This window comes from Psychromonas sp., assembly GCF_041586535.1.
GTDB lineage: Bacteria > Pseudomonadota > Gammaproteobacteria > Enterobacterales > Psychromonadaceae > Psychromonas.
Genome location: NZ_JBFGZY010000097.1, coordinates 1 through 15,772 on the forward strand (window position 1 = coordinate 1; position 15,772 = coordinate 15,772).

15 protein-coding genes and 1 pseudogene are annotated in these 15,772 nt (G+C 42.2%); 12 read left to right on the forward strand and 4 right to left on the reverse strand.

What is annotated here, in order from left to right:
* From ABZA00_RS11540 to ABZA00_RS11570, 7 genes are all read left to right on the forward strand, one after another.
* Positions 1 to 582, forward strand: a 582-nt coding sequence (locus ABZA00_RS11540; protein ID WP_372882318.1) for a cytochrome b, incomplete at its 5' end; no start/stop codon positions are given.
* Positions 583 to 760: 178 nt separating this feature from the next.
* Entirely contained in the window at positions 761 to 1,267 is a 507-nt protein-coding gene (locus ABZA00_RS11545; RefSeq protein WP_372882319.1) for a GNAT family N-acetyltransferase, read from the forward strand.
* A 111-nt stretch (positions 1,268 to 1,378) separates the two neighbouring features.
* A complete protein-coding gene (locus ABZA00_RS11550; RefSeq protein ID WP_372882320.1) occupies positions 1,379 to 1,921 on the forward strand; it encodes an ester cyclase in 543 nt (180 codons plus the stop codon).
* Positions 1,922 to 2,033: 112 nt separating this feature from the next.
* Positions 2,034 to 2,450, forward strand: coding sequence for a VOC family protein (locus ABZA00_RS11555; RefSeq protein WP_372882321.1), 417 nt, complete (start codon positions 2,034 to 2,036; stop codon positions 2,448 to 2,450).
* On the forward strand, positions 2,437 to 2,700 hold the full coding sequence (locus ABZA00_RS11560) for a TfoX/Sxy family protein (protein WP_372882322.1): 264 nt from the start codon (positions 2,437 to 2,439) through the stop codon (positions 2,698 to 2,700). Before ABZA00_RS11555 ends, ABZA00_RS11560 begins: the two co-directional genes overlap by 14 nt.
* Positions 2,701 to 2,835: 135 nt before the next feature.
* Positions 2,836 to 3,339: an RICIN domain-containing protein gene (locus ABZA00_RS11565; RefSeq protein ID WP_372882323.1), complete on the forward strand. Its 504-nt coding sequence runs from the start codon at positions 2,836 to 2,838 to the stop codon at positions 3,337 to 3,339.
* Between the two features lie 34 nt (positions 3,340 to 3,373).
* Positions 3,374 to 3,892 (forward strand): phosphoribosyltransferase, encoded by a 519-nt coding sequence (locus tag ABZA00_RS11570; RefSeq protein WP_372882324.1) that lies wholly within the window; start codon positions 3,374 to 3,376, stop codon positions 3,890 to 3,892.
* 77 nt (positions 3,893 to 3,969) lie between these two features.
* On the opposite strand, the gene ABZA00_RS11575 is transcribed toward ABZA00_RS11570, so the two are convergent.
* On the reverse strand, positions 3,970 to 4,809 hold the full coding sequence (locus ABZA00_RS11575) for a transposase (RefSeq protein WP_372882325.1): 840 nt from the start codon (positions 4,807 to 4,809) through the stop codon (positions 3,970 to 3,972).
* A gap of 289 nt (positions 4,810 to 5,098) precedes the next feature.
* Between ABZA00_RS11575 and ABZA00_RS11580 the strand changes: the two genes are divergently transcribed.
* The gene (locus tag ABZA00_RS11580; protein ID WP_372882326.1) at positions 5,099 to 6,334 is read left to right on the forward strand and encodes a methyltransferase; all 1,236 of its coding nucleotides are present in this window, start codon (positions 5,099 to 5,101) and stop codon (positions 6,332 to 6,334) included.
* A 144-nt stretch (positions 6,335 to 6,478) separates the two neighbouring features.
* Positions 6,479 to 8,338, forward strand: coding sequence for a PhoX family phosphatase (locus tag ABZA00_RS11585; protein WP_372882327.1), 1,860 nt, complete (start codon positions 6,479 to 6,481; stop codon positions 8,336 to 8,338).
* 552 nt (positions 8,339 to 8,890) lie between these two features.
* Here the strand turns inward: ABZA00_RS11585 and ABZA00_RS11590 are convergent.
* Together ABZA00_RS11590 and ABZA00_RS11595 are read right to left on the reverse strand one after the other, a co-directional pair.
* A complete protein-coding gene (locus ABZA00_RS11590; protein WP_372882328.1) occupies positions 8,891 to 9,796 on the reverse strand; it encodes a Fe(3+) dicitrate ABC transporter substrate-binding protein in 906 nt (301 codons plus the stop codon).
* Between the two features lie 2 nt (positions 9,797 to 9,798).
* Complete coding sequence (locus ABZA00_RS11595) at positions 9,799 to 11,910, reverse strand: TonB-dependent siderophore receptor (protein WP_372882329.1); 2,112 nt, start codon at positions 11,908 to 11,910, stop codon at positions 9,799 to 9,801.
* 263 nt (positions 11,911 to 12,173) lie between these two features.
* Between ABZA00_RS11595 and ABZA00_RS11600 the strand changes: the two genes are divergently transcribed.
* The 3 genes from ABZA00_RS11600 to fecE are packed head-to-tail and all read left to right on the forward strand — an operon-like array spanning position 12,174 to position 14,904.
* Entirely contained in the window at positions 12,174 to 13,172 is a 999-nt protein-coding gene (locus ABZA00_RS11600; protein ID WP_372882330.1) for a FecCD family ABC transporter permease, read from the forward strand.
* Positions 13,172 to 14,140 (forward strand): FecCD family ABC transporter permease, encoded by a 969-nt coding sequence (locus ABZA00_RS11605; RefSeq protein ID WP_372882331.1) that lies wholly within the window; start codon positions 13,172 to 13,174, stop codon positions 14,138 to 14,140. The genes ABZA00_RS11600 and ABZA00_RS11605 overlap by 1 nt, the downstream gene beginning before the upstream one ends.
* Positions 14,140 to 14,904 carry a Fe(3+) dicitrate ABC transporter ATP-binding protein FecE gene (gene fecE / locus ABZA00_RS11610; RefSeq protein ID WP_372882332.1) on the forward strand — a complete coding sequence of 255 codons (765 nt, stop codon included), beginning with the start codon at positions 14,140 to 14,142 and terminating at the stop codon, positions 14,902 to 14,904. The genes ABZA00_RS11605 and fecE overlap by 1 nt, the downstream gene beginning before the upstream one ends.
* Before the next feature lie 642 nt (positions 14,905 to 15,546).
* Here fecE and ABZA00_RS11615 read toward each other — a convergent pair.
* Positions 15,547 to 15,772 (reverse strand): annotated as a pseudogene (locus tag ABZA00_RS11615) (NAD(P)-dependent oxidoreductase); the annotation flags it as partial.

Consider the following 15,772-nt stretch of genomic DNA (forward strand, 5'->3'; position numbering starts at 1 on the left):
AAAAATACCGAAAAAACTTATGGCAGTATTGCCAAATGGTTTCACTGGTTGGTAGCCTTTTGTATTCTGGCAGCCTATGTGATCGTATATTATAAAATGTGGTTTTTAGACGAAGGAGATTCACTATTCCGTCCTAGTCTGAATATACATGCAGCCATAGGTTTTAGCGTACTCGCTTGGGCTTCTTTTCGCATTGTGTGGAGACTGATGAACACTCAACCCGAAATGCCAGTAATGCCAAAATGGCAACGCAGAAGTGCTCACTGGATGCATTGGATTCTTTATTTCTTTATGTTTGCAATGCCAATTTCAGGATGGTTTGGCTTCGGTGGTTCAATTGACTATGGAATTTTTCAGATACCCACATTTCGTGACACCGGGATAGGGCAGTGGATTTTAGAATTGTTCAATACCGAATGGGATGTCTGGGAAAAGAAATGGGATTTTTTCCATAAAGACATTAGTGGTTCCTGGGTTCTTTGGATTCTAATTGCTATTCATACTGGCGCAGCGCTATACCATCACTTCGTGCAAAAAGACGATACGCTAACACGTATGCTGCCAGAGAAACTAGATAAATAAGGTAAATTCAAAATAGCAGGTTAGAAGGTGAGGTGTCTAATGATATTGATTATATCCAATTTATTGATGTTCACCTTACATAACAAATCGCTGCACGGGACACTTTTTCCGCTACGGTTTCGCCTTCGCTACAAAAGTGCCCGTGAACTCAGGCGTTAACCCTCAAGGAGATATCCGATTGAGTATTAGTATTCGAAAAGAACAACCAGGGGATGCTCACTGCATTCATGAGATTACTGTTGCCGCATTTCTTGAAGCGCCACACACCGATCATACGGAGCAGTTTATTGTTAAAGCACTTCGTGAATCAGGTGCATTATCAATTTCACTGGTTGCCGAAGATGAAGGCAATGTCGTTGGGCATGTGGCGCTTTCTCCTGTTACTATTTCTGACAGTGCAGATAGTTGGTATGGTCTTGGTCCAATCTCAGTTCTTCCCAACAAGCAGGGTGAAGGTATTGGCTCAAAGCTTATGAATGCAGCTATTCAAGAGTTAAAGAATATAAAAGCTAAAGGTTGCGTATTACTTGGAGAGCCAAACTATTATCATCGTTTTGGCTTTAAACCTAGAGATGGTTTAGTACTTCCAGGTGTGCCACCTGAATATTTCCAAGTTTTGGTATTTAAAGGTGATTTACCTCAAGGAAATGTTACTTACCATGAGTCTTTTTCGGCAAAGGGTTAACAAGCGCATCAAGTCACTCGCAGGCTCGCTGGGACAGCAAAACTACGCGGCGGTTAATTTGATTTTTGCTCCCCTTATGCGGGCGTTAGCTGAACATCGTAGGAGGCAATAATGGAAAATCTAAAGCAGGTTATATTTATTACCTTATTGAGTGTATTTCTGTTTAGTGTAAGTCCGTGTCAGGCTGAACAGCAAACCCCTTCACCCTCCGTAGAAGAGCACAATAAATCGATAGCGCAACGATATTTTCAAGATGTCCTCGACGGAAAACAGTTTGATATTATGAACGAGTTGTTTACTGCAGATATTATGATGCACAGACCTGAGGGGATACTATCCAATCTTAGTAAAATTCAACCGTTGTTTAAATCAGCACTCTCACCCCATACCTTCAAGACAACAATCCATGACATTTTTTCCTCTGGCGATCGCGTATTTGTGAGATTAAGTCACCAACTGACTTATTCTTCCGATAAAGCACTCTTTCGAAGCAGAATTGGTAATTTTGATGTCCGCGGAAAAACAATACATTGGGATGCAATGGTAATACTTCGCTTTGAAAACGGGAAAATTGCTGAAGAGTGGGTATCTCGTGATGAGCTTGGAATGCTTATGCAAGTCGGTAAACTCCAACTTAAAACTACCCTTTGGTAGCATACTGTGCATTCCTAAATTCGATTCCGGATTCAAAAAATTGGCTAACAAACCAATGCAATGCGACCCAAAGCGTGATTGGGGCGCTGGCCGTAAAGAGGAGGTATCACAGATGATTGAACCAAAAAACTCATTTCCTGTATTTATCGTCAAGGATCTTGATGCAGCGAAATCCTTCTACACAGAAAACCTTGGCTTTAATGTTGTCTTCTCGGGTGATTGGTATATTCATCTGGTTTCGAAGACAGGCGTTCAGCTTGGTTTTATGTTGCCAGATCAACCCACTCAACCACCAGTATTTCAAAAACCATATTCTGGCGAAGGTGTCATTTTCAGCTTGGAAGTAGAAGACGCAGATGCCGCATTCGCAGCAGCTAAATCGAAATCGCTTGATATCGTGCTTGAATTGCGATCGGAAGACTGGGGGCAGCGACACTTCTGTATCGAGGATCCTAACGGCGTTTATTTGGACATTGTTCAGTCTTTTGAGCCAACCGAAGAATATCAGAGTGATTATGTCCCGGAATAAAGACCTTACTCACCTCAAAAATATCGGCAATAAAATTGCCGGTCGACTGAATAAGGTCGGGATTTTCTCAGAAGACGAGCTAAGGCTGGTTGGGGCGGCTGAGGCGTATCGGATGCTCAAGGAGATCTATCCAGATGAAACGTTGCCGGTTTGTTACTATTTGTATTCATTTGAAGGAGCCTTGGTTGGCAAACATTGGAATGAAATCGGTGAGCAAAGAAAACAGCAGCTTAAATCACAGATAGGCTAACAGGGCAAATGCACTCGGACTTGATACAGTTGTCGCAGTTTTCAAAAACAAAAGACAGCAAAAATAGCAGCAACTTGTCCGCCGGTAAACACGGTGTTAGCATTTATCAAATTTTAATCTCAGAGGGTAAAAATAATGAACAAATTTTTTTATGCGATATTAGCCAGCTTACTGATGACTACTTCGGCTTACAGTGCCGATACTTTTATGCTCAAACTGGCGGACCAGCTTGATGAGCCAGAATTCTACTGTCTCGATGTTGCCGGCTGGGGAGACCACTTAAAGATAGATGATCCAGTTCAGGTGCATACATGTAAACCCGACTCGCCCGATCAGGAATTTGTTGTTGAGGGAAGTACGCTAAAGATGCCGGAGTACAATAGGTGTCTAACAGTAAGTGCGTCTGGAAATATGGCACTGCCAGGATCAGCCCTTATGCTGCGTGAGTGTGATGGCGGTACAATGCAAAACCTGAAGATTCTTTCATCCGGGCAAATTATGCTGAATAATTCGAATTTATGTCTGGCGGCGGGAAGCACAAGCTTAGAAGCTTCTGGTCCAAGTCATATGTGGCGAGTTGCAAGTTTGCAGCCTTGTGAGAGTACTGATAAAAAATTCACTACCTGGAAAGCTCAATAGCTAACAGATTCTGCAAATCAGAGTGAGGATTTCAATGAAAAATAAACATGTCGGCGAATTAGTATTGAGCAAACAACAGATTCAGGAAGGCGTTAAAATTGTTGCGGAAAAACTCAATGCGCAATTCCATAACGCAGTGATTATTTGCGTTGTTCCGGGGGGAATTTTATTCACGGCTGATTTAGTGCGTGAGTTAACTTTTGATCTCTGCATGGATTATATTTCTTGTCCTCATACTCCTGGTGATAGTAATAACTCCTCAGAAATAGTTTATCACCAGAATATAAGCATTAAAGGTAAGGATGTTATTGTCATTGACGATGCAATTGAATCAGGCGGCACAATGAAGCGTTTGATTAAGCACTTATCAGATAACTATGAGGTTAAATCGTTATCAATAGCCACGCTGTTTGTTAAACCAGGTCGAGTTGATATTCCTGTCGATCAATATTTTGCTTATGAAATGCCCAATGATGATTTGCTTGTTGGCTATGGCTTACCTTGGCAGGATAAATTTAGGAATATACCCTACGTGTCAAAACTGGTGAAGTAAGGCTGTATAACTAATAAGGTTGGGTGTCGCGCAGCCGACGCCTTATCTGGAACAAAGCGTTTAAGAAAAGGCAAGGGTCAGGTCTTGCCTTTTGCCACAACACGGCTAACTCGGGAGTAATGAAGGCCAAAATACTCTCCAATTTCTTTTAATGTGTAACCGCCCGATTTATACGCGAGCATTATTGCTTCATTACGGGATGTTGATTGTGCTTGGTATTGTTGCAAAGTCAACGGGCTGCTTCGGCGCTGTTTCAGAGGTATCTCTTCCAAGTCACCAAATCGTTCATTTTGCAAAGGTTGATACTTCTCGACAAAATCATCAGCCCCTAAAAACACTTGATGTTGTAAATTATCCCAAATAGTTGCATTTCTTCCCTCTTCAACAAACTGCACGTATTCACCGATTGCTTGTTTTCTATTAGAAGAAAATAATTGTAATAATGCATCTGTCGCTAACCAAGGGGGAGACGTTTTACTTCCGACCATGTTATGCCAGCTACTCCATAACCATTCACTGGGGGAATCAACCATTCTTGCGCGAACAGGATTAAGTATAATATAGCGGCAGAGTTCAAGTAAGTAAGCGTCTTTATCAACAAGTATTGCTTTATAGCGGCCTTGAAATAAATGGCCTACTCTATGGTGCTTTCGATTTATCGATTGCGTAAAAACACCGTTGAGTTGACGCATCCCTTTGCTCAAATTAGCATCTGGCGTTTCAACTAAGAAGTGGTAATGATTTGTCATTAAGCAATACGCATGAATAACCCAATTAAATTGTTCACAGACATCGCTTAATATCTTCAAAAAAAGATCAAAGTCATCTTCTTGGTGATAAATAGTCTTTCTTTCATTTCCACGAGAAGTGACGTGGTAAAGTGCCCCTGCAAACTCCAAGCGTAAAGGCCGACTCATAATACTCTCCAGCTATTTTGTTTATATACAAACCTAGTCAATTAAATTAATAAAGCAAAAGACAAGACCTGACCCTATTGGTTCACTATTCAAACCTAGTCAATTAAATTAATAAAGCAAAAGACAAGACCTGACCCTATTGGTTCCTCCAATCTAAGGATTTTTTGTATCAAAGGTCTACGTATTATCGGCAGAATTTTTCCTGTGGCTATTCTAAAAAATAGGGGGGATTTGCGTGGCTTTATGGTATTGTTTTGCCCCTGACTTAATTACCATAAACCAAGTTCTTGTGAATAAACAATCCTTTCTAAAGCTAGATGCTTATCTTACTGATCTACAAGATTACTGGCATTTTTCTGTTTTTCCGATGCTGGATTATCCCTGGGCTGAAACTTCTCCTCAATTAGTGGCGCTGCTTGAAGGCATTGATGATCAGCAGCTTGCTGATTATCTGCAAAACCCTGATGATTTTTATTCAAGCTTACTGCCATTATTGCCTGAGTTGCGCTTGTTAAACGACCCGTTATTTGCTGTTGCTGATATTACTGAGGATACACAGCCTGCTTATCCTTGTTGGTTATCTAACGGGATAAAAGGACGAAAGTGGTCGCAGATCAGCCAATTTTCAGCGCAAGTAACAGGGGGAATTCCGGTATTGGAGTGGTGTGCGGGAAAAGGTCATTTAGGGCGGTTGCTTGCTTTTCAAAATAACAACCCGATCACTTCGGTAGAATGGCAGAAAAGCCTTTGTGATGCTGGTCAGTCACTTGCGGATAAAAGTCAGGTGCCGCAGCAATTCCAGCAAGCGAACGTATTAATTGGAGAGGCAGATTCACTGGTGACGGAAAAGCAACATGCAGTTTCCCTGCATGCTTGTGGTGATTTGCATGTCCACCTTATTGAGCAGGTAAAAATAAAACAAACCGAGCAGTTAACCTTTAGCCCCTGCTGTTACCACTTAATTACAGATGAGATTTATCAACCATTATCAGAGACGGCAAAGCAATCGACACTAACTTTAAGCCGCCAGGATTTAAAGTTTTCCATCGCGCAGCAGGTAACCTCAGGTGAACGTCAGAAACGATTGAATGACATTGAAGTGCATTGGCGGTTGAGTTTTGACTGTTTGCAAAAAGAACTATTACAAACAAAGGCATACTTAACGCTTCCAAGCTTCCCGAAGGTTTTGTTGAATCAGTCTTTTAAAGATTTTTGTCAGTGGGCGGTTGATCTAAAGCGGCTGCCATTCACTTTACCTGATGATTTACAGCCTTTTCTGGCGCAGGGGTTGAAACGCCTTAAGATGGTACGTCGTACCGAGTTGGTGACACAGTTTTTCCGTAGACCTTTGGAGCTCTGGTTAGTTTATGATCGTGCTTTAAGCCTTGAAGAAGCGGGCTATCATATTAAACTGTCCACGTTTTGTGATTTCCAAACTACCCCGCGTAACCTGCTGATTCAAGCCAAACGAAGTGATACAGAAAAGGAAAGAAAGGCTGACCAGGCAAACTTTATATCTTTTTAAAAACAAAAGACCTGACCATTTGGCTTCTTTTTTAATGCGTCAAAAAAATTTTTGAGAAAAAATAAATCAACGTCATACCTTTGTCATATATCTTATTTAGTCTATGGGAGTATTCTCCTCCCGACCCAATTAATAAGGCAAAATATGACAGATTTATTAGATAAAGAAAGTGATTTTAGTAACATGATTAATGCTCGCCTGTCACGCCGAGGTTTCTTATTAGGTACTGCTGTAGCAGGCGCGGGTGCATTTTTAGCATTAAATCCAGTGGCTAAAGCGATGGCTGCAGGCATGGAAAGTAAACTATTAAACTTCACTGCTATCCCTACTTCAACAAGTGATACCGTCGTGGTGCCAAAGGGCTACAGCACAGGTAATTTAATGTCTTGGGGTGACCCGATTTTTGCCAATGCACCAGCATTTAATGCAGATGGCAAACAAGATTCAAAAGCACAAGCCATGCAGTTTGGTGATAACACTGATGGCATGAGTTTATTCCAATTATCAAACGATCATGCACTACTTGCGATAAACAATGAATATACTAACTATGAGTTTTTATTTTCTGACGGCGGTAAAGCGTTAACAGCCGATGACGTTAAGAAAGCACAGGCAGCATTAGGTGTAACTATTGTCGAACTAGTCAGAAAAGACGGTAAATGGTCAATGGATAAAAATGGAAAAATGAACCGTCGCATTACCGCCAATACTGAAATGCAAATTTCAGGCCCTGCTGCCGGCCATGATTTATTAAAAACGAAAGCTGACCCAACAGGCACAAAAGTACTAGGCACAATCAATAACTGTGCAAATGGTCAAACCCCATGGGGGACTTATTTAACCTGTGAAGAAAACTTTGATGGCATGTTCGGCTCAGATAAAGCAGTGACATTAAATGACGATTTCAAGCGTTACGGTATCACAGCCGATGGCAGTGGGTACAATTGGCATAAACATGATCCTCGCTTTGATTTAGCTGTTAATCCCAATGAAGCAAACCGTTTTGGCTGGGTAGTCGAAATTGACCCTAAAAACCCAACATCAACGCCGGTTAAACGTACCGCTTTAGGGCGTTTCAAACATGAAAATGCGGCATTAATTGTTAATAATGACGGCCATGTAGTGGTTTACCTGGGCGATGATGAGCGTGGTGAACATTTATACAAATTTGTGACTAAGCATAAATACCAGCCGGGAAATGACAGTGCAAACCGTAAACTATTAGATGAAGGCACACTGTATGTTGCTAAATTTAAAATGGAAAAAGATAAATTAGAAGGCGACGGTGAGTGGTTAGAATTAACTTACGGTAAAAATGGCCTGACTAAAGAAAATGGTTTTAACAGCCAGGCAGAAGTAGTTATTTTTGCCCGCCGCGCGGCAACACAGGTTGGTGCGACAACAATGGATAGGCCTGAATGGGTTGCTGTTCATCCTGATAAAAAGCATGTTTTCTGTACATTGACTAACAATAAAAACCGTGGCCAGGAAGGTCAAGACGTTGGCGGGCCTAATCCACGCGCTAAAAACAACTACGGTCAAATTGTGCGTTGGTTACCAACCAATAATGACCACAGCAGTGCAACATTTCAATGGGATCTTTACTTAATTGCTGGTAATCCGACCGTACATCAAGGTGATTTATATGCGGGCAGCGCGAACATTAATAAAGACAATATGTTCAATAGCCCTGATGGACTTGGTTTTGATAAAGCAGGCCGTCTATGGATTCAAACAGATGGTAATTACTCAAATGAAGGTGATTATGCCGGCCAGGGTAACAACCAAATGTTATGTGGCGACCCTGAAACAGGTGAAGTTCGTCGCTTCTTAACCGGTCCAATTGGCTGTGAAGTTACCGGTCTGGCTTTTTCTGAAGACCAAAAAACCATGTTTGTCGGTATTCAACACCCTACAGGTCATTATCCTGCTGGTGGAGACAATAAGCCACGTTCAACGATTGTTATGATCACAAAAGATAACGGCGGTGTCATTGGTAGTTAATGGTTGATTATTTATGTAGAACGCCATGTCGTTTAAAAACGAACACCAGAGTCGACTGAAAATCGCTCTGGCACAAGGCGTGTTAGCGAAGGAGTAGAGCTCTCTTTCGAACTGACACAACACAGAATGAGCTATTTTTAGGCGCTCCCGTAGGGCGAGGCTCAAATGGTCGCATACTGTGTTAAATCATCACCCAATAGCCAGCTATTGCTTCGATGATTTGCCTTGAACTACACAAAACTAACAGCACTGTATAATACCAAAGGAAATAAAAAACTGACTACCCTTGCTGGTTAAAATTATCCCTAACTGCGTTGTGAGTTTTATTCAGAAAGTCCTGTTCTTCACCACTTCGTGGTCAGCTAAAGCTGCTCAAAATCGTTCCATACGATTTTGTGAAAGGAGAATAACTACTTCCTGCAACTCACACCTTGTGAGTGTTAATTTTTCCTGCGCAATACTTGATCACTTCATTAATTTCTTTGGTATAATTGTAAATATTTAATATATTGATATTAAAGGGAATTGCAATTCCATTATTCAGGACTGAGGTTATTTAGCAGTCCTATTAAATATTTTATCTAACGCTTCCGCAATCCCTTCTGCTGCGAGCATTCCACGGTTAAGTGACCAAAGCGCGGAAGGTACCTCTACCATCTGTCCCGTTTTACCGATTTTTAGCAGCTGAAATAACGGGTTTTGCTGCCAACTCTCAAGTACCGTCACGGGCTTACTACGCACATAAAAAAGCCAATCCGGATTCACACGCAGTAGCACCTCTAAATTAGCTTGTATTAGGTGCGTGTCCTGTAAATCAGGCAATGCAGTTTTTAACCCAAGATAATTAAATAAACTACCCGTAAATGACAACGGTCCATGCATCCACATACCGCGTTCATTCACTGTGCTGAATTGAATCGTGTCAGTACTGGCAAATCGTACCCGATAGCTGTCCATTATTTGCTTGTGCTGTGTAATACGAGCCAACATAGCTTGCTCTTTACCTACCGCTTTAGCAATTATTGTTGCTGATGCCAAGGCATCTAAATAACTTTCACCACGGCTTTTCAGTAAGATAGTAGGCGCTATTTTAGAAAGATCTTCATAACTGACCCGATGGCGTCCAACATCGCCGATAATCAGCTCAGGTTTCAATCGCGCAATCAGCTCTAAGCTTGGCTGTGACCGGAGACCTACGGAGGTCCACGGTTCGATTAAATCCCGGACCTCGGGAATAATACGTCCCGAATCTAAATCATCGGCAACGCCAATCGGTGAAACACCGATGGCAGCCAAAGCATCAATAAAAGAGTATTCTAATACCACAATTCGTTTAGGCGCTTCAGGTAAGAGCAAAGTCCCTAATTGATGTTTAACCTCAATACTGGCTTGCGCTGAAATCACTCTACAAATCAGTATTAACGTACATACTAAACGCTTATAACCGAGCTTGGACATAATCAGAATTTACCCGATAAGCTAAGGGTGATGTTACGAGGATCGCCAGCATAAATACTACTATCGTCCGAGCCACCAACGTAATAGGTTTTATCAAATAAATTTTCAACATTGAGCGATGCACGATATTGCTCAATCTCATAATGAAGACCAACATCAAAGGTTGTATAACCAGGTAATTCAACACGCTCCGTTGAGTCCTCATCGGTATAGCGAGAGCTTTCATAATTAGCGCCCAGAGTTGTCCCTACGATACCGTTAGCAATTTTGTACGGGAAGTTATATTTCGTCCAAAAGTAAGCGTCATGTAATGCGCTTGCCGGGGTACGATTTCCCTCTATATTTTCATCAGGATTATCCGTAATTCTCGCATCAACATAAGCATAACCTAATTTAACCTGCCAGTTTTCCATTGGCATCATTAATAATTCAACCTCCACACCCGTGCTCTTAACGCCACCTAATAACTCATTTTCACCAGTGAGCAGGTCCTCTGCAACCACGTTAGTCTTTTTAATATCGAAGTAAGCAACGGATAAATTGGTTTTATCATTAAACAGGTCTGTTTTGGTACCTACTTCATATTGGCGACCTCTTTCTGGCTCAAAGGTTTCTCCATCGGCATCGGTATCTTCGATACTATTAGGGTTAAAGCTTTCCCCATAACTCATGTATAGCGAAGTTGCTTCAGTCAAGTGGTACACCACACCGCCTTGAGAAACAAAAGCATCGCTTGAACTCGAGGACGTGAAACCTGTGTCTACTCTTTCAAAATCAGCGTCTTGACGTGCATAACGCAAACCAGTCATTAACGTCCAGGAATCATTCAGGTAGATAGTATCTTGAAGATAAGCCGCGTAGTTCATATAGTCAGTAATACGATGATTTAAACTACTATATCCTCCGGTTCGGCCAGTTAAATCCTCCGGATTATAAAAATCAACACTGCTTGTTGCATCGGTTTGACGTCTAAAATCTTTTTGTTCATAACCAAGGTTAATACCCAGTAAGAGTTGATGCTCTACTGCCCCCCACCATAAGCTACCTGTCGTTCTAGCATCAGCAAAATGGTATTGGCGTGCATTATCATTGTTGCGATCACGTAAAGTCACAGTATCAGTGCCGTTATCCACGTCTCTTGTTTCATAAAATGAACGGTTATCTTCATGCCAAACACTTCGCCAATCAACGGTAACATCAAAATCATCTGTCGCCATAGTATTAAAAGTTGCAAAGGCAACAACGCCATTGTCTTCATCGCTATCATCGGCAGATTGGTAATGTGTGTCTATCGATGAAATTTGACTTATATCGTGGTCTAACACGGCTAAACCATCGTCTGCAACACGTTTTTCAGATTGTAACTCTAAGCCAAAAGTAATGTCTGTGCGATCATTCGGCACATAAGTTAAGGTTGGGAAAAGGTAATAATTCTGTTCATCAATATCCTGTCTATAGGAATCACTGTCTTCTGCACTCACGATAAAACGATATAACCACGTTTTATCGTCATTTAACGGACCTGTCGCATCGACTGTGCCGGTAAAACCATTATCATTGCCAAAGTTACTCACATCAGTTGCATAAGATCGTGTCGAAATATCGTAAGTTAGCGCTGAATTAGCTTGCGGCTTTTTTGTCACAATATTAATTAAACCACCCGGTTGAATCTGCCCATACATAATTGAAGCAGGCCCTTTCAATATTTCTATTTGTTCAATATTGGCTGTTGTTGGTGAGCCAAAGCGAGACGCCAGGCCGGGCAAGCCATTGACTTGAATAGTATTAAGATTTGCATCAATGCCGCGTAAACTAAAACTATCCGCATTATTGCCAGAACGACTCAACCCAGTGGTGTAACCGTAAGCATCTTCCAATGATTCCGCACGAATATCTTGTAAAAATTGTTGGTTAATAACGTTAACCGTCTGCGGCGTATCTAATGGATCGACATAGCTTTTGGTTGCCGTACTCACGTCCGGATTCAGGTAAGAGTTTTGCTGACCAACCACCACCATAGAGTCAAGCTCTATCGCTTCTTCAGCATAGGCATAGGAGGTTAGTCCTAAAATCACGACAAGACTTTGGGTTACGGGATTAATAGTAAATTTCATTGTGGCTGCTCTTTGTTGTAGTTTAGGTTGATAAAAAATCCGTTTACGGCCTTCTGCATACAATATTCGGGTATAACTGCCTCACTCAAGTGGTGACCGGATTCAAATGCGAATGGTATTGGTAATTATTATCATTTGCAAGGTGAGTGCTTTAATTTGATGTTTTTGATATTGATTATCATTTGCGATTAAAATAAAATGGTCAATCGACAGCTTATGTTGATTTTTTATTATTGTGCCCTACAAAGGTAAAACCACTGATTATGCCTCTCTCTATTCATCATTACGTTACGTTTTTGAGCGCATCTGTTTTTTTAGTATTAGGGGTTAGCTATTCATTAACAGCATGGTCAAGTTTGCCGCTAAATTTCACCCATCTATACGCTTACTTATTCCATTTTGATAACAGCAGCATCGAGCAACAGATACTATCGAGCATCCGTACTCCCAGATTATTAACAGGCATGCTGATTGGTGCAAACCTGGCTGTATCGGGAATATTAATGCAGGGTTTAACACGTAACCCACTGGCCTCTCCCTCCGTACTAGGCATGAACTCAGGTGCCGCCTGTTTTATTGCGTTATCCAGTATTGGTATGCATATTTTAGGTGATGTACCGAGCTTACTAGCAGCTGCATTCGGAGGTGTAGTGAGTGGAAGCTTAGTTATTTTCTTAGGTGGTTTTTTCTCCGCACGATCTAATCCTTTAAGACTGATTTTGGCGGGTATCGCCATTAATGCATTTTTAATCGGTATCACCCGTGCGGCAGTTATTCTGGCGGATGACCGTGCTTTTAGTGTGATCACCTGGTTAGCGGGCTCGCTTGCCAATATTAGCTGGCAGGAATGGCACGCGTTATGGCCAAGCAGTGTGTTGGGGTTGTTAATGGCACTGTATGTAGCTAAAAACTTAAACCTATTAGCACTCGGTAATGATGTCGCCGTCAGTTTGGGGATTAATATAGGACTAACACGCTGTTTAGCCTGTGCTGCCATTGTTTTACTCAGCGCATCCAGTGTTGCCGTTGTTGGTCCTATTGGATTTGTCGGTCTTATCGTACCGCATATTGCCAGAAGGTTAGTCAGTAATAACTTTCTCTTACTTATACCCGTTAGCGCGCTATTAGGTAGCTGTCTGATTGCCTGGGCTGATGCTTTGTCACGCGGTATTGCCTTTCCCGCTGAAACACCTGTTGGTGTGATCACGGCGCTGATTGGTACCCCTTTCTTTGTTTTCCTGACGATTCGGAATAAATGCTAATGAATGCGGTTAAGCTACCTATTTTATGTTTTTTAGTATTGTTATTTGCGGCTGCCAGTTTATTCGTTGGCGCGTCTGAAATCATTATGGCGAATGTTATTCATACCCTATTCTCACAAGGTGAATACGACTTTATTATTAACCAATACCGTCTGCCAAGAATTTTCCTCGCTCTGGGGGTAGGGGCTGGCTTAGGGCTGTCCGGCGCATTAATTCAAGGTGTGATTCGTAATCCACTTGCCTCTCCCGATTTAATGGGAATTAGTGCCGGTGCCGGTTTAGCCGCCACTGCCCTGTTAGTTTTTTATTCTGCAGCACCCGTTTACCTGTTACTGTTTACTGCTCTCACCGGGGGGTTAGTTACAGCTGCCATCATCTTATTAATCGCTTATAAAACCCGTCCCACACCAATCAGACTGGCGTTGATTGGCGTTGCTATTAGCACTTTTTTATCTAGTGGAATTGACTTCTTAATCATTGTAAACCCAATTGAAATGAATACTGCGATGGTGTGGCTAACCGGCAGCCTGTGGGGACGAAACTGGGCACAAGTACCGATTATTTGGGCAACACTCGCGGTGGTTTTACCCTTCGCTTTTTGGCTTGCATGGCGTCTTGATGTTATGGGATTAGGCGAAGAAAGCGCTACATCATTAGGCATTCGCCCCTCTAAATTACAACTAATGGCCCTATTAACGGCGGTCATACTCGCCAGTATCAGTGTTGCCGTCGCCGGTACTATCGCATTTATTGGTTTATTAGCGCCTCACCTTGCACGTATGTTGTTCGGGCATAACCATAAACTGTTAATTCCCGGCTCTGCATTGCTGGGCGCATTGATGTTAATTATTTCTGATACGTTAGCACGCGCTTTACAACCTCCATTAGAGCTTCCGGCGGGAGTATTAACCTCGTTAATCGGTGCACCTTATTTTATTTTTTTACTGCAACGCTACAAGGCTTGGTAATGATATCAACTGAAAACCTAACAGTATCATATGGCGATAAAACCATTATCAACGCGCTAAACCTGACTTTTAAAGCAGGTGAAATTACCGCTCTAATTGGTCCCAATGGATGTGGTAAATCCACGCTCTTGAAAGCGCTGGCACGTATGCATAAAGCGAGTTCAGGGCAGGTATTACTCAATAACCGGGCATTAAACAGTTTTGCCGATAAGCAATTGGCACAAAAAATGTCGCTACTACCACAAGTATTGATCACGCCAGATGGTATCTCCGTGCAACGCTTAGTAGAGTATGGTCGCACCCCCTATCTTTCACATTGGGGCAGATTAAACAGCGACGATAAAAAAAGAGTAGAGGAAGCGATGCAGGAGACGCAAATTAGCGGGTTTGCAACGCAACCTGTGGCGTCATTATCTGGTGGGCAGCGTCAACGAGCATGGATTGCGATGGTCCTTGCACAGGACACAGAGTTAGTCATGTTAGATGAGCCAACAACCTATTTAGATCTCTCTTATCAAATTGAATTGATGAAGTTAATGCAGGCGATGAAAGCCAAAGGAAAAACCGTCCTTGTTGTATTGCATGACCTTAATCAAGCCTGTCGTTATTGCGATAACCTGGTGGTGATGCAGGAAGGAAGGGTGGTTGCACAGGGCACTCCCGATAACGTCTTTACAGCACAATTGTTACGTGATGTATTCTCGCTTGAAGCGAAAGTCGTAGCAGACCCGCTGGCTAATACACCTATGTGTGTGGCTTATTAGGGCCTCTAGAGCACCATGTAGTATAAAAAGCGAACACCAGAGCAGACTGAAAATTGCCCAGACAAGGCGTGTTAGCGAAGGAGTAGTGACCTATTTCAAGCTGACACAACGTAGTATCGGCAACTTTCAGGCGCTCCCGAAGGGCGAGGCCCAAATAACCGAATGCTGCGTTAAATTTTTTCGATTTAGCGCACTAAATCTTCAAAAATTTGCCTTGCCTGAGGCTATTTGGGCTCTCGTTGGTGCCGTTTTTTTAAACTATATGGTGCTCTAGACCCAGCCTTACCTGCGCATATGCTGGTGGGGGACGGATGTTTTTCTGCACTAATCACAATTGCAAAATGAAAAGTCTGAACCTGATATTTGTCTGCAGTCCAATATGAGCATGATACTTCAAGATGCACAGTCAGCAAGGCAAATTGTGCCGAGATGCCAGACATAAAATTGAAGTTTAGTATTCTACAGAGAGATTTTATAACAACGCAGATTGGTACAAGTTGACTTGCCTTCCTGGGCTCGGGATCGAAAACCAGCGCTACGTTGCACCAATCGAAAAGGGAATAACCATTACCTCATGTTGCGCCTTGATCTGGTTTCCGAGCTCGTGTCTGACAAAGCATTTTGCAGTAACATGGGCATAAATTACTGTCTAATGACTTTAAAGTTATCCCATGCTTGAGACGTTGGCATAACCTCTAAGCTGTTAATATTGATATGTGCCGGTTGCTCAGCGATCCAGAAAATAATGTTGGCAATATCTTCGGGTTGCAGCGCATTGGCATTTTTATAAAGTGCATCATATTTATCCTGATCACCTTTAAAGCGTATCAGGCTGAATTCGCTTTCACATAGTCCCGGCTCAAGGCTG

Coding starts and splice junctions, on each gene's coding strand:
- ABZA00_RS11550 (WP_372882320.1), top strand. CDS start 1,379: ATGGAAAATCTAAAGCAGGTTATATTTATTACCTTATTGAGTGTATTT.
- ABZA00_RS11555 (WP_372882321.1), top strand. CDS start 2,034: ATGATTGAACCAAAAAACTCATTTCCTGTATTTATCGTCAAGGATCTT.
- ABZA00_RS11560 (WP_372882322.1), top strand. CDS start 2,437: ATGTCCCGGAATAAAGACCTTACTCACCTCAAAAATATCGGCAATAAA.
- ABZA00_RS11565 (WP_372882323.1), top strand. CDS start 2,836: ATGAACAAATTTTTTTATGCGATATTAGCCAGCTTACTGATGACTACT.
- ABZA00_RS11570 (WP_372882324.1), top strand. CDS start 3,374: ATGAAAAATAAACATGTCGGCGAATTAGTATTGAGCAAACAACAGATT.
- ABZA00_RS11575 (WP_372882325.1), bottom strand. CDS start 4,809: ATGAGTCGGCCTTTACGCTTGGAGTTTGCAGGGGCACTTTACCACGTC.
- ABZA00_RS11585 (WP_372882327.1), top strand. CDS start 6,479: ATGACAGATTTATTAGATAAAGAAAGTGATTTTAGTAACATGATTAAT.
- ABZA00_RS11590 (WP_372882328.1), bottom strand. CDS start 9,796: ATGTCCAAGCTCGGTTATAAGCGTTTAGTATGTACGTTAATACTGATT.
- ABZA00_RS11595 (WP_372882329.1), bottom strand. CDS start 11,910: ATGAAATTTACTATTAATCCCGTAACCCAAAGTCTTGTCGTGATTTTA.
- ABZA00_RS11600 (WP_372882330.1), top strand. CDS start 12,174: ATGCCTCTCTCTATTCATCATTACGTTACGTTTTTGAGCGCATCTGTT.
- ABZA00_RS11605 (WP_372882331.1), top strand. CDS start 13,172: ATGAATGCGGTTAAGCTACCTATTTTATGTTTTTTAGTATTGTTATTT.
- fecE (WP_372882332.1), top strand. CDS start 14,140: ATGATATCAACTGAAAACCTAACAGTATCATATGGCGATAAAACCATT.